Origin of the sequence: Comamonas sp. 23 (assembly GCF_049601575.1) — a bacterium.
Lineage (GTDB): Bacteria > Pseudomonadota > Gammaproteobacteria > Burkholderiales > Burkholderiaceae_C > Comamonas > Comamonas squillarum.
The window spans coordinates 3018305-3031651 of record NZ_CP187127.1; the positions used below are offsets into that span (position 1 = coordinate 3018305).

Consider the following 13347-nt stretch of genomic DNA (forward strand, 5'->3'; position numbering starts at 1 on the left):
GCATCAGGACTCTCCCAGGTATGCCTTGATCACGCGTTCGTCATTGCGAATGACCTCCGGCACACCCAGTGCAATCGGCTTGCCATACTCCATCACCAGGATGCGCTCGGACACCCCCATCACCAGGCTCATGTCATGCTCGATCAGCAGCACCGTCACGCCGTACTCGCGGCGCAAGCGGTCGATGAGGTGCTGCAGCTCCACCTTCTCTTGCGGATTGAGGCCGGCTGCAGGCTCGTCAAGCATCAGCAGCTTGGGCTTGGTGATCATGCAGCGCGCAATCTCCAGCCGGCGCTGGTGGCCATAGGCCAGGTTGCCCGCCTCGCGGTTGGTGAAGGCGCGCAGGCCCATCACATCCAGCCAGTGGGCCGCTTGCTCCTTGGCGTGCTCTTCGGCCGCGCGGTAGGCCTTGGTCTTGAACAGGCCCGAGAGCAGGTTGCGCTTGATCTGCTGATGCTGGGCCACCAGCAGGTTCTCCAGCACCGTCATGCCCTTGAACAGGCGCACGTTCTGGAAGGTACGCACCACGCCGTGGTTGGCCACCTCATGGCTGGCAAGGCCGGCAATCGACTGCCCGCCCAGCGACACGGTACCAGCCGTGGGCTTGTAGAAACCGCTGATGCAGTTGAACACGGTGGTCTTGCCCGCACCATTGGGGCCAATGATGGCGAACACCTCCTGCGGCTTGACATCGAGCGCGACCTGGTCGACCGCGAGCAAGCCGCCAAAGCGCATGCACAGGCCTTCGACCTTCAGTATGCTTTGACTCATAAACACTTCTCCCTGTTTGCGTTTTCCGTGTTTACGGTCATTGCTTCAACTCTTCATGGTGGCGCTTCATCGGGAACAAGCCCTGCGGACGCCAGACCATCATCAAGATCATCACCAGGCCGAAAATCAGCATGCGGTATTCCGAGAACTCGCGTGCCAGCTCAGGCAGCACCGTGATCAGGATCGCGGCCACGACAACGCCGATTTGCGAGCCCATGCCGCCCAGCACCACGATGGCCAGGATCAGGGCCGACTCGATAAAGCTGAACGACTCGGGGCTGACAATGCCCTGGCGCGCGGCAAAGAATGCGCCGCCAAAACCGGCAAACATGGCGCCCAACGTGAAGGCCGAGAGCTTGATCTTCGTGGGGTTCATGCCCAGTGAGCGGCAGGCGACTTCGTCTTCACGCAGCGCTTCCCAGGCGCGGCCAATGGGCATGCGGATCAAACGGTTGCTGATCCACAAGGTGACCAAGGCCAGGCCCAGCGCCAACAGGTAGAGGAACACCACCATGTGCATGGTGTTGAACTCGATGCCCAGGAACTGCTGCAAGGTCTGCGCACCCTCTTGCGAGGCCGAACGGGTCAGCTCAAAGCCCAGGAAGGTGGGCTTGGGAATGCTCGAGATGCCGTCCGGCCCGCCGGTGAAGTCCACCAGGTTGACCAGCAGCAGGCGGATGATTTCGCCAAAGCCCAGGGTCACGATCGCCAGGTAATCGCCGCGCAGGCGCAGCACCGGAAATCCCAGCAAGAAGCCGAACAGGGCAGCGGCTGCGCCGGACAGCGGCAGCGCTTCCCAGAACGACCAGCCGGCCCAGTGGAACAGCAAGGCATAGGTATAGGCGCCCACCGCATAAAAGCCGACAAAGCCCAGATCGAGCAGACCGGCAAAGCCGACCACGATGTTCAGGCCCAGGCCCAGCATCACATAGATCAAGGCCAAGGTGGCAATATCGACCGCGTTGCGGCCGCTGAAAAACGGCCAGGCAATGGCCGCCACAATCACCAGCCACATGAGCGTCATGCGCATGCGGGCGCTGACCTCGGGCAGGCGCGGGGCCTGCACCCGGGCCATATGCTTGCCCAGCATCGGCTTGACCAGCTGCAGCACCAGCACGATGACAAAGCCCCAGATCACCAGGTTCCAGTGCGGCTCAATGTAGTTCTGGCCGCCCTTGCGCTCCAGGTGCAGGCCAAAGATGGGGACCACCACCAAAGCGGCCAGCACGGCCGAGATGATGGCGTTCTTGATGTTCGCTTTCACCATCAGACTTTCTCCACTTCAGGCTTGCCCAACAGGCCCGTGGGGCGGAAGAGCAGGATCAGCACCAGCAGACCGAAGGCGACGATGTCCTTGTATTCGGACGAGATATAGGCGGCAGCCATGGTCTCGGCCACGCCCAGCAGCACGCCGCCCAGCATCGCACCCGGAATGCTGCCGATGCCGCCCAGCACCGCCGCTGTGAAGGCCTTGATGCCCGCAACAAAACCGATATACGGGTTGAGCTTGCCGATCGCCAGCGCAATCAGCACGCCGCCCACCGCAGCCAGCACCGCGCCCAGAATGAAGGTGAACGACACCACCTTGTTGGTGTCAATGCCCAACAGATTGGCCATCTGCATATCTTGCGAGCAGGCGCGCGAGGCGCGGCCCATGCGCGAGTGGCGGATGTAGAAGGTCAGCGCGGCCATCAGCACCACGGCAACTACGATGATCAAGATGCGGGTGTAGGGCACAAAGACCTCGAAATCACCCATGTGAAAGTTGAAGGCACCAGGCAACAGCGAAGGCACCGCCATATCACGTGCGCCCTGGCCCAGGGCCACCCAGTTTTGCAAAAAGATTGACATACCAATGGCCGAGATCAGGGCCACCAGACGGGGGCTGCTGCGCAAGGGCTTATAAGCCACCTGCTCGACCACATAGCCATAGACACCGGTGAGCACCACCGCTACGAGCAGCATGGCACCGATCACCACAAAGACCGGCAGCCCGCTTTGCGTGCCGATGGCCGACAAGGTCACCAGGCCGATATAGGCCGCAATCATATAAATCTCGCCATGGGCGAAATTAATCATTCCGATAATTCCATACACCATCGTGTAGCCAATGGCCACCAGCGCGTAGATCGCGCCCAGTGACAGACCATTGAACAACTGTTGTATGAATTGGGGCAAAAAATCGTTCATACCGTACCAACCCAATTCCATTGGCGCTTGTGGCCGCCAAAATAAAAAAGCATGGCTCTATGTTTTAGAGCCATGCTTTTGCCAAACACTTACTTGGTTGCAGGCGACTTGCTGCCGTCCTTGTGCCAGCTGAACACCTGGAAGTCGTAGGACTTCAGGTCACCCTTGGCATCCCAGGCGAGCTTGCCCAGCGGGGTTTCAAAAGTTGCGGTATGCAGGTGCTTGGCCACCTTGGCGCCATCATTGCCCACGGCCTTGATCGAGTCAGCAATGACTTGGACTGCGGTGTACGAGCCCATCTGGAACGAGCCGGAAGGATCGCGCTTCTTGTCCTTGAAGGCCTTGACGATGGCGGCGTTCTTGGGGTTGGAAGCGAAGTCCGCAGGCAAGGTCACCAGCATGCCTTCAACAGCCGGGCCGGCGATGGCGTTGATTTCAGGGTTGCCCACGCCTTCTGGGCCCATGATGCGGACCTTCAGGCCTTGCTCAGCCGATTGGCGCAGCAGCAGGCCCATCTCTGGGTGGTAGCCGCCGTAGTAGACAAAGTCCACACCGGCGCTTTTCAGCTTGGTGATCACGGCAGAGTAGTCGCTGTCACCGGCGTTGATACCTTCGAACAGCGCGACGTTCACGCCGTCGGCCTTGAGCGTGTCACGCACGGCCGTGGCAATGCCCTGGCCGTAGGATTGCTTGTCGTGCAGCACGGCAACCTTCTTGGGCTTGACGTTCTGGGCAATGAACTTGGCAGCGAAAGGACCTTGCTGGTCGTCACGGCCAATGGTGCGGAAGATCGAGCTGAAGTTCTTGCCTTCGGTGAGCGCTGGCGACGTGGCCGACGGAGTCACCACCACCACACCTTCGTTGTTGTAGATGGGCGCCGCAGCAATGGCAGCGCCCGAGCACACGGGGCCGACCACGTAATGGATCTTGGCGTTGACCACGCGGTTGGCGGCCACTGGGCCTTGCTTGGGCTCGCAGGCATCGTCAACGATCACCGCTTCGAGCTTGTTGCCATTGACGCCACCGGCTGCATTGATCTGCTCGAGCGCCGTATCCACACCCTCCTTGACCATGTCGCCGTACTGGGTCAGCGGACCCGTCGCAGGAATGACCACACCAATCTTGATATTTTGAGCCTGGGCGGCGCCAGCGAGCATGCTGCCGGCCAAACCAAATGCAACCACCATCGAGTTGAGGCGAAACGGTACCTTCATATCGGAATCCTTTTTTTAATCAAGCTATGGATCGCAATCATTGCCAATAGAGCAACTATCAAGTGCGATGCGGAGACAGCATATAGGTCTAACCAACTCTCACAAGAGGGATGCCAAGGATTGCCAAATATGTCACGCATGTGCTAGCAGACAGTGACCTTTGCACCTATGCGAGGCATCCATCGGCATCTTTGCACCAAATGTGTGCAAATACCGCTAAAGCCACCGCAAGCGCTGGTTGAGTCCTTCTACATTTAAATGCATTTAGTGCACCTATAAGAAGGACCCGCGCCCTCCCCGGCATCTGCAGCGTGCTCAACCCTCCCCTGGCCAACCGCCCAACGGCTATCACCAAGCCCAGAGTACAAGCACGCCATTGCGAGAGGCAGCATTGTGCGCGAAAAATCCTGCCGCGCGCGCATTCTGACCAGTCCAAACCCATCCACAGCCCGCCAAGATCGGCAACGCGCACCGAGTTCACAGGTTTTTTTGTTACATCCGCAATCAAAAATCGCCACCCTTACGGTCGCCTAGAGCGTGGCCAACCACCCAGAAATCGGTAAACACGCTTGATGCACATGGGCTTATATTGCTGCCCGAACCTAACGGTATGTGAATGTTTTTATTGGGTGATTCTTTAACCATTGCTAACTCAAGCAAAAACTGCTTGCACAATGTCAATCACGTATGGAGAATTGTTCAACATGAAAGAGATTAGGTTGATCAATTCCAAAGGCAGCGGCGCGGACAACGCCGTGGCTGCCTCTGCCTGGCTGCCCGATGACGTCCACCATCGCCAGCAATTCCTGGAACTGCTGGAGCAGGCCATTGCTGACGGCGGGCCAGGCACCTACCTGCTGCAGACCCGTGGCCACCATGTGCTTACGGATATTCTCTACCCCAACCGGGCGTTTTGCACGCCAGCCTAAGCGCTGCGGGCTTTGCGCGCTGGCCGCTTATACCGGTTGGCGGCGCCGGGGTCATGTCTCCCTGCAGCATCGCTGCGCAAAGGCAAGCGCCTATGCGGTTGCCCCAGCACCGCTTTCACTGCCGAGACTGCCAGATTTTTTGGCTGCACGCTCCGGTTTGGCGTCAGTCACCCACTACCACCCCAGCCGCCGCCAGCTTGGCGGCCAGCACATCGCGCCGGCGCTCAGCCTTTGCAGCAGTCGCCATCGCAGCACGCATGGCCTGAGGCCCTTTGAGCGATGCGATGCGCACCAGGGCCGTTTTCTGGTTGACCTCGGCCACCAGCTTTTGGTAACTGGCCATCAACGCAGCATGTTCTTGGGAAGGGACCACCGCTTTTCCTTGTCTTTCGAGAGCCGCTATTGTCGGGCGAAATGCCTTGTCCCCGCGCCCAGCGGCTACTCCCCCGCCCTGCGGCATGACCTGCATGACAGCTGCCTACACCCTCCCGGCCGCAACGCAACCTCGGATTGTGTTGCATGGCAACCAATGCGCCTGCGTGCGCTCCGGAACCGGTTACAGTGGGGCATAGCATCAGGAGGATTCCATGGCCACCCAAGCGCAACGCAACTGCAGCCCGGACACGCACGCACATGGATACGCGCTTCAAGTACCAGCCGCTCCTTGACGCACGCAGCAGACTTGCCCGTCCCCTCTCCGCCCCGATTTCCTTTTGATTGCCGATGGCGCATGACTGCGGTCATCTCGCCCGTGCACACCGCTTGAGCTTTATGAAAACCATCGACGAAATGCTGAGCCTGGAGCTGCTCACCCATGCCCAACATGGCGAGATCAGCGCCTGGATTGACCAGTCCAACTCCCCCGAAGAAATTCTGCAGATGCCTTCGAACCTCTGGCAGGCCATTGAGCGCGCAAGCCTGGCCATGGGGGTCAATGACGATCTTTTGCGACCTCCTGCTCTGGATGCGGGAAGCTTGTTGCTGGGTTGAAATTTTTTGCCGAGCGCAGCGTTTGGTGCAGGCACGAGCTGCCGAGGGTTCGGTGCCAGCCTTCAGGCTTGCTAGGCCCCATGAAGGACCACCATTGGCATGGATTTGCCAAGTGGGTGAAGTGGTTCAGGTGGGCCAAGTCGATCCAGTGGGCCCACTGGGCGACATCGCATTGGGATGGCCAAGGCGGCCGGGCAAGTCCGCCCAAGGGGTGTGAGCCCGATGATGTTGCTTCGCAAGCTCACATGCTGACACGCTTGCCCTGACAGTTGTTGATGGTACCAAGACCGTCCTGCAATTGGTCTAGCTTATGATTTTATGAATATAGGGAGGTGCTAGAACGAAGTATGAGATAGTCATCGTTTGAGAGCCGGCTGAACGCAGGCTCTTTTTTTGCGAACCAAGGGAATACCCTTGCAAAATCGTTTTATATCAATCTATAGAATATATCTAACGATTTTGCCGGATTCATGCACCATCCTCCCTCCCTCTCTATATTTGCATGAACATGCCTGAGCGATCAGGAACGGCTTTTTTCAGCGCCTCGGGCCACCTTCGGGTGGCCTTTTTTTGGGACTTGGTGGCGAGCTGCAGCGGTGATCGTCCTTGATATACGTCCATCGTGGCCGTCTCTTGCCCGCGGGCAGCTTGCGGATGCCTTTCGCACCAGTTGCGCACCAAGACAAAGAGAATTTCCGCTGCAGCGCTCAGCCCGGATGGCCGTAAACTGCCTGCGTCTTCAGAACACCAGGTGTCCACCATGTTGTCCCGGCTTACTTTGTCACTCTCATGTGTATTATTCACATATGCAGGTCTGTCCCACGCCAGTCCCGCCTCACAAGAAGCCTTTGCCTGGAAGACCTTGAAGATCAAAGCCATGATCTGCAAGGAAGAATATACGATAGGTCGCCTCCAGGCGAACCAGGGTGAGACAACACGACAACAGGCTTACAGCGATTTCCTGGACTGCCGAACTGCAGTCTTGCAGGCATCCAAGAACGTCTACCAAAAAGTGCTCGGCAAAGCCAAGGGGAGCGACGCCAAGAAGGCCGTGAAAGACTACCAGGTGGCATTCATGACCTTTCTGGACGGCATCGATCCCCAAGCGGAAGAAACAAAATACGCGTACGCGCTGCGCCCCTCCGCCTTGGAAAGCAAGCTCAGCACGGCTAAGCAGCGCCTGGATCTGGAATTGGAATAAGCGATGGGCTCGCTCCTCACTGCAGCCCCCACGAAGACTCGAGTCATGCAAGCCATCAGCAGAAGTGGCGGCTCAGCCAGGGAATCCGCACCATGATTGCGATTCTGGATGTCCACTACCAGGGCCAAAAGGCGCAAGCCGCTTGCGTCACTGCGAGCGATTGGTCATCGCCAGCCGCCCTGCACCACTACCTGGCCCATATCGAAGCCATACAAGACTATGAACCCGGGGCGTTTTACAAGCGTGAGCTGCCTTGTCTGCTGAGTGTTCTGCAAACGCTACCCGCACTGCCCCAAGCCATCGTCATCGACGGCTATGTGTGGCTGGGCGACGAAAAGCGTGCGGGGCTGGGCGCCCACCTCTACGAGGCACTGGATGGCGCTGCGCCAGTCATCGGCGTTGCAAAGACCGCGTTTCATGGTGTGGCGTCTTGCCCGGACGTGGTTCAGGTGCGCCGCGGGCAATCGCAGCGCCCCCTGTTTGTGACAGCCGTAGGCGACAGCCCTCAATTAGCCAGTGCCCGGGTCTCGCGCATGGCGGGCGCGCACAGAATCCCATCACTGCTGGCCCTGACCGATCAGCTCTCCAGGTCTGGCAGCATGGATGGTCAACTGCAGGCGAACCACAGGCCTGCTTAGGAAGCGCTCTGGCCTGAGCCGCACGTGTGGCAGAGGTGCTTGGCCATTGGTGGGCCGAGGCCCTATAGTTGGCAATCCTGCTTGGCCGGCACCCCAGGACCCGGCACGGAGTCGTAGCGAGCGATACGACGCTAGATATCCTCCAGTGCAGACCTCGGCACACCCCCTTCTTTTTGCGTTGACATTGACAGAATCACTATTTTCAGTGATACCAATTGTTACGCGCTCACTCTATGCTTCAAACTCCGCAGCCCTTCACTTCCCAACGCACCCGGGCTGCGGCGTTTCAGTTCTACATTGTTGGATGGCTAGAGATGAATACCAGCACTGCACACCCATCGCTCCATGCGGCTACGACCTTGCAAGGCTTGCTACCGCCTCATTTGTGGCGAGTGCTTGCAAGAAATGGCATTACCACCATTGAACAGGTAGCCCAGAGCTACCCGGAAAAGCTTTTGCAAATGCCCAGCGTGGGCCCCAGAACCTTCAGAAAAATAGAGGAAAGCCTGTTTCCAGGCGAGCGCTATGCGCCTGCCCAGCAGCCGAACATTGCGCAGGCCGATCTGGACCAGGCACCCAGAGCCCTGCCTTTTTTCAGACGCACCCAGAATGCACTGAGGCGGCACGATCTCAAGTAGCCAAGGCTGGGCCGGGCTAAGGGCCATGGGAGACCTTGCGACGATCTTTGCGTTCGCGCCTCATTCGCCTCCAAAGGGTGGTGCCTGCATGTCACCATCCCATCCGCAGCCTCGAATGCTGCCGCAGCAATAAGGCTCCGCTACCCCCGCATGACAGATCCCTGCCTGCTATGGCACGGAGGGTACGCCCATCCACCGCCTGGTGTCGCTTTTGAAAAACGGCCAATATCCGTGCACGGCGACCGCGCCCAAGCGCCCAAACAGATCGCTTTTCCACCATGCACACGGCACCCAGCCTAGCTGCAGGCCGAGCTGCGGGCTAGGTGAGACCTATCCACAGAGTTTCAAAGAGTTACATTGCGCTTCACACCAGAGACAAACTCCCGGCCAATCGCTTGCATAGGATCATCTCAAGTCATGGGGCTGGTTGACCTACCAGCCCTTTGCACAGCTCCCTCCCGCCCGTAACCCTGCGGGCATTCAAGCCACCCAGCCGGTGGCTTTTTTTTACGCGCCCGATCTTCAGTTATTCACTGCATACGCATTGCGGAGCACGCCCGAAAATTGCGGAACGGAACGCAAGAAAAGCCCTCGCGCGATGCACGCAAGGGCTTGATTTTTAAAATTTTATTCGGCGAGCTCCGCGATTTTTCAATCCGCGAGCTACGGTTTACCCCCGCACCTTCAACCCATCCAAGCCACTGCCAGTTCGGGCAAATAGATCACGGTTTTGGCTGGAGACTGGCATTTGCCAATCCCTCTTTGGCAGCCATTTAACGGCCTTAGATTAACTCGCCATCCGCCTCTGACCTCCGCCAATCCCAGCGATTGACGTTAGTCAGCCTCGCTTCATAAAGCTGATCAGGGCCTGATTGAACTCAGCTGCATGCGATACATTGCAACCATGCGGGCCTCCCTGGATGAGGTGCAACTCGCATCCTTTCACCAGTTGGTGCGTATGATGGCCGCTCACTTCAAACGGTACGATGGCATCACTGTCACCGTGCAACACCAAGGTAGGGATAGTGATCTTTCTCAGGTCTCCCCGAAAATCAGTGCGCGAGAATGCATGCCTGCAATCGAGCGTGGCTTTAGGTGATCCCAACGTAGCGATGGCATACGCGTAAGCACGTTGGGCTTCGCTGACGGCCAGCTTTCCGCCTTTGGGGGTGAAAAAATCATGGGTAAATTTTTCCAAGAAAGCCAGGCGGTCAGCGCGGATGGCTGCGTCCTTCTCCGCAATGGCCTCTTCTGTCACCGGGCCTTCTGGGTGGTCGTCTGTCTTGAGCAGGTACGGGGTGACAGCCGCCGCGAACACGGCCTTGGCAATACGCTTGCTGCCATATAAACCCAGGTAGCGGGCCACTTCTCCACCCCCCATAGAAAAGCCGACCAAGGTGACATCTTGGAGCGTCAGGGCGTCGAGCAAAGCCTCGAGATCTTGGGCAAAAGTGTCGTAGTCATAGCCAGACCAGGGCTGCGAGGACTCTCCGAATCCTCTGCGGTCATACGTAATGACGCGGAATCCAGCCTCAACCAGCGGCAGGATCTGCGCTTCCCAACTACGGCCACTGAGCGGCCAGCCATGAATAAGCACAACCGGTTTGCCTTGGCCATAGTCCTGGTAGTGGAGGCGAACCTCTTGATTGTCAGCGGATGGAAGTGTGATGTGCGGCACGTATAACTCCTGTCAGACCGTGAATCGACAGCTTCACTGTCCCAAATTCTGATGACGAGGCCTGTCAGGGATAGCTGATACGCCTGTGGGTAGATACCGAAAACGGAGGCGTAAATGCAGAAGGACTACCGCCACACACCCACTGGCTTTCTGATTAACGCGGGTCCGTACTTGCCGCCAATGCCTGCCGCGCCGCCGCCGACTTTGAGCAACGCTTGATGGGCTGAGCAAATCATCCGGGACACTGGGGCAAGCCCTGCTGGCTGACTCCTTCTAGGCCGCCGCGCCCCACTTGGGCGACCGCATTGCCGATAACGCGCAGCAGCAATTCCCGCGTCTCCACGGCCAGGTGGCGAAAGCCCTTCGGGTCATCCTGCGTTTGCATCAGGCTGAAAGAGCTTGGAGTCGATGAACCTTCAGGCAAGACCAGTGCCGAGCGCTCCACCGAGCATGGCTCGTGGCGACACCAAGCCACCACCGAACGACACACCGATGGCATCATTTGCCCGGAACCGCATAGGAGACATGTCTTGTTTCGCGCCAGACAAACGAAAAACCCTGCTACCTATGAGATAGCAGGGTTTCCTTGTTATATATGGTGGGTCCTGCGAGATTCGAACTCGCGACCAACGGATTAAAAGGCCATTGCTTTATCTTTTAAAAACAATGGCTTGCCAAAAAATTAGTTCCGCAAAAGAGAGCGCGAACCACTGCGCAACCTATTGTTTTACAACATGCTGAAAAGCGTTTGCGGAACACTTTTGGCTGCATTCAGCTCCTACAGTGAGCCGGGCCCTGCCACCGCTGCAGGCCTCTCCGGCCCCCTGTCTCCCATGACAAATCGCTACTGAATTGAATCAATAGAAAGTGTTGAAGGCTTTATCTTCCTTTCAGATATACTGTATGCATGCACAGTACTTTTCAGCCCAACACGCCGATCCTGGTGTCCGCTGCCCCGCTCTCAATCCTGCGGGCCGAAGGGTCTGTGCGCGCGGGCTTCCCCTCGCCAGCTGAGGACTTTGCCGTCACCCGGCTGGACATCGGCGCCCTGCTCGTGAAGCACCCGCAGGCCACCTACCTGCTGCGTGTGGCTGGGCCGTCCATGCGGGAGTTCGGCATTGATGATGGCGACTTGGTAGCGGTCGACCGGGCGCTGCAGGCCCGCCACGGGTGCATAGTCGTGGCCGTCATCGAAGGGGAGTTCACGGTCAAGAAGCTGTTCAAGGCTGCAGGCATGGTCAAGCTGAAGGCCGGCAACCCCACCTACCCCGACATCACGCCCAAGGAAGGCCAGAGCCTGGAGATCTGGGGCGTGGTCACCAGCTGCATCAAGATCTTCGCGTGAGGCAGCCATGTATGCACTCATCGACGGCAACAACTTTTATGTGAGCTGTGAGCGGGTATTCCGGCCGAGCCTGCAGGGCCTGCCTGTGGTGGTGCTCAGCAACAACGACGGCTGCGCCATCGCCCGATCGGATGAGGCCAAAGCCTTGGGCGTTAAGATGGGCCAGCCCTTCTTCCAGCTACAGCACCTGGTCGAGCTCAAGGGTTTAGTGTGCCTGTCGGCCAACTTCGAGCTGTACGGCGACATGAGCGACCGCATGATGACGCTGGCCGCCGGGCTGGGGCCCCGGCAGGAAATCTACTCCATTGACGAATCCTTCATTGGCGACCTGGCCGGCGTGCGCGATCTGAACCGCCGGGCCTGGGCCGTTCGCGCGCGCATCCTGCAGTGGGTCGGAATACCCTGCTGCGTCGGCCTGGCCCCAACCAAGACCCTGGCCAAGCTCTGTAACCATGTGGCCAAAGATTCAGAGCGCAAGCCCGGCAGCTACCCGGCCGAGCTGGCCCGGGTATGCAACTGGCAGGAGATGTCGCCCGCCACGCGCGAGGATGTGCTACGCCGGACCATGGCCGGCGATGTCTGGGGTATCGGCCGGCGGATCGCTGTGCAGCTGGCAGAGCGCGGCGTTGTCACCGCCCTCGATGTCTCCCGCATGCCGGGACCCATGGTGCGCAGCAGCTGGGGTGTCGTGCTCGAGCGCACCGTCCGCGAGCTGCAGGGCATCAGCTGCATTCCGATGGAGCTGGCCCCGCCGCCCAAGAAGCAGATTGCGTGCACGCGCAGCTTTGGCCATGGCATCAATGAGCTCGAGCCCCTGCTCGAAGCCGTCAGCGAGTTCGCCACACGGGCCGCCGAGAAGCTGCGCAAGCAGGATCTGCGCGCCGGCGCCCTGCATGTCTTCGCCCACACCTCACCCTTCCGGCCAGGGCCCAGGTTCTACGGGCAGACCACCACCCAACTCGTTCCCCCCACCTCCGACACAAAAGCCCTGGTGCGCGCCGCGCTAGGCGGCATGCACTCAATTTACCAGCCGGGCTTTCGCCTGGCCAAGGCCGGGGTGATGCTGATGGATCTTGCCGAAAGCCGCCATGAGCAGCACGACCTCCTCGCGGCTGCAGACGTTGGCCGGGATCAAAGCCGCCTTATGGAGGCCATGGATCGGGTGAATGGCCGCTTCGGCAAAGGCACGGTGCACGTTGCCAGCACTGGCTTTGCCTCCCAGGACGAAGCGGGATGGCGGATGCGCCAGGAGCGGCGCACGCCCCGCTACACCACCAACATCGACGAAATCCCCATTGCAAGGTGCTGATATGCAGAGCCAGCAGTTTGATTTTTGGATATGCCCGCCTGATAAGCTCCCGCCTCAGGAACAACAGGTGGTGCACATAAAGCTGCGGCAGGTCGCCCCGCCGCCCCCCATGACTACCGCTGAACTCCAGCGCCTTTATAGGAGCCTCGAGCCAGATGTCCCTTTCTGACCGCGAAAAGACCGTTGTTGCGCTGTGGCGCCAGTGGCGCAAGAACATGCGCGATCTCAATGACGGATGGTTTCCCTACTACGACTCGGGCAAGCAGATCCACCTGTTTTTCGAGTACCTGCAGGCTGACCAGCCGCACCTACTGGACATGCCCCGGATGGATCCGTACCAGCAGGTGAAGGCATGGGTTTTGCAGGATCTGGAGATTTAGGATAGCTGCGCTGCACGGCGCCACAGGTGGAGGATAGCGGCCATCCGCGTGTCCCTTATTGAGC

Annotated in this window: 15 protein-coding genes; 8 read left to right on the forward strand and 7 right to left on the reverse strand. The window is 59.0% G+C overall.

Annotation, left to right across the window (positions count from 1 at the left end; translation table 11 throughout):
• Positions 1–3: 3 nt before the first annotated feature.
• From livG to ACPEE1_RS13560, 4 genes are all read right to left on the reverse strand, one after another.
• Entirely contained in the window at positions 4–771 is a 768-nt protein-coding gene (gene livG / locus ACPEE1_RS13545) for a high-affinity branched-chain amino acid ABC transporter ATP-binding protein LivG (protein WP_260719483.1), read from the reverse strand.
• A gap of 37 nt (positions 772–808) precedes the next feature.
• Positions 809–2041, reverse strand: a complete 1233-nt coding sequence (locus ACPEE1_RS13550; RefSeq protein WP_409935194.1) for a high-affinity branched-chain amino acid ABC transporter permease LivM — start codon at positions 2039–2041, stop codon at positions 809–811.
• Positions 2038–2961: a high-affinity branched-chain amino acid ABC transporter permease LivH gene (gene livH / locus ACPEE1_RS13555; protein ID WP_116927424.1), complete on the reverse strand. Its 924-nt coding sequence runs from the start codon at positions 2959–2961 to the stop codon at positions 2038–2040. Before livH ends, ACPEE1_RS13550 begins: the two co-directional genes overlap by 4 nt.
• A gap of 89 nt (positions 2962–3050) precedes the next feature.
• A complete protein-coding gene (locus tag ACPEE1_RS13560; RefSeq protein WP_116927355.1) occupies positions 3051–4175 on the reverse strand; it encodes a branched-chain amino acid ABC transporter substrate-binding protein in 1125 nt (374 codons plus the stop codon).
• Between the two features lie 719 nt (positions 4176–4894).
• Here ACPEE1_RS13560 and ACPEE1_RS13565 point away from each other — a divergent pair.
• Positions 4895–5104 (forward strand): hypothetical protein, encoded by a 210-nt coding sequence (locus tag ACPEE1_RS13565; protein ID WP_133248208.1) that lies wholly within the window; start codon positions 4895–4897, stop codon positions 5102–5104.
• Between the two features lie 163 nt (positions 5105–5267).
• On the opposite strand, the gene ACPEE1_RS13570 is transcribed toward ACPEE1_RS13565, so the two are convergent.
• Positions 5268–5447, reverse strand: a complete 180-nt coding sequence (locus tag ACPEE1_RS13570) for a hypothetical protein (RefSeq protein WP_182341045.1) — start codon at positions 5445–5447, stop codon at positions 5268–5270.
• A 428-nt stretch (positions 5448–5875) separates the two neighbouring features.
• On the opposite strand from ACPEE1_RS13570, the gene ACPEE1_RS13575 reads away from it, so the two are divergent.
• Positions 5876–6094: a hypothetical protein gene (locus tag ACPEE1_RS13575; RefSeq protein WP_116927358.1), complete on the forward strand. Its 219-nt coding sequence runs from the start codon at positions 5876–5878 to the stop codon at positions 6092–6094.
• A 492-nt stretch (positions 6095–6586) separates the two neighbouring features.
• Here the strand turns inward: ACPEE1_RS13575 and ACPEE1_RS13580 are convergent, their stop codons facing one another.
• Positions 6587–6973 (reverse strand): hypothetical protein, encoded by a 387-nt coding sequence (locus tag ACPEE1_RS13580; protein WP_260719480.1) that lies wholly within the window; start codon positions 6971–6973, stop codon positions 6587–6589.
• Between ACPEE1_RS13580 and ACPEE1_RS13585 the strand changes: the two genes are divergently transcribed.
• The 3 genes from ACPEE1_RS13585 (at position 6957) to ACPEE1_RS13595 (ending at position 8571) form a co-directional block, all read left to right on the forward strand.
• The gene (locus ACPEE1_RS13585; protein WP_423933127.1) at positions 6957–7295 is read left to right on the forward strand and encodes a hypothetical protein; all 339 of its coding nucleotides are present in this window, start codon (positions 6957–6959) and stop codon (positions 7293–7295) included. The two genes, ACPEE1_RS13580 and ACPEE1_RS13585, sit on opposite strands and share 17 nt — an antisense overlap.
• A 92-nt stretch (positions 7296–7387) precedes the next feature.
• Positions 7388–7933 (forward strand): endonuclease V, encoded by a 546-nt coding sequence (locus tag ACPEE1_RS13590; RefSeq protein ID WP_423933130.1) that lies wholly within the window; start codon positions 7388–7390, stop codon positions 7931–7933.
• Between the two features lie 314 nt (positions 7934–8247).
• Entirely contained in the window at positions 8248–8571 is a 324-nt protein-coding gene (locus ACPEE1_RS13595) for a helix-hairpin-helix domain-containing protein (RefSeq protein WP_133248211.1), read from the forward strand.
• An 838-nt stretch (positions 8572–9409) separates the two neighbouring features.
• Here ACPEE1_RS13595 and ACPEE1_RS13600 read toward each other — a convergent pair.
• Complete coding sequence (locus ACPEE1_RS13600) at positions 9410–10249, reverse strand: alpha/beta fold hydrolase (protein ID WP_423933133.1); 840 nt, start codon at positions 10247–10249, stop codon at positions 9410–9412.
• A gap of 907 nt (positions 10250–11156) precedes the next feature.
• Here ACPEE1_RS13600 and ACPEE1_RS13605 point away from each other — a divergent pair.
• The 3 genes from ACPEE1_RS13605 (at position 11157) to ACPEE1_RS13615 (ending at position 13283) form a co-directional block, all read left to right on the forward strand.
• Positions 11157–11594: a LexA family protein gene (locus ACPEE1_RS13605; protein WP_182341036.1), complete on the forward strand. Its 438-nt coding sequence runs from the start codon at positions 11157–11159 to the stop codon at positions 11592–11594.
• Between the two features lie 7 nt (positions 11595–11601).
• Positions 11602–12903 (forward strand): Y-family DNA polymerase, encoded by a 1302-nt coding sequence (locus ACPEE1_RS13610; protein WP_423933137.1) that lies wholly within the window; start codon positions 11602–11604, stop codon positions 12901–12903.
• Between the two features lie 155 nt (positions 12904–13058).
• The gene (locus ACPEE1_RS13615; protein ID WP_423933139.1) at positions 13059–13283 is read left to right on the forward strand and encodes a hypothetical protein; all 225 of its coding nucleotides are present in this window, start codon (positions 13059–13061) and stop codon (positions 13281–13283) included.
• Positions 13284–13347 lie beyond the last annotated feature (64 nt).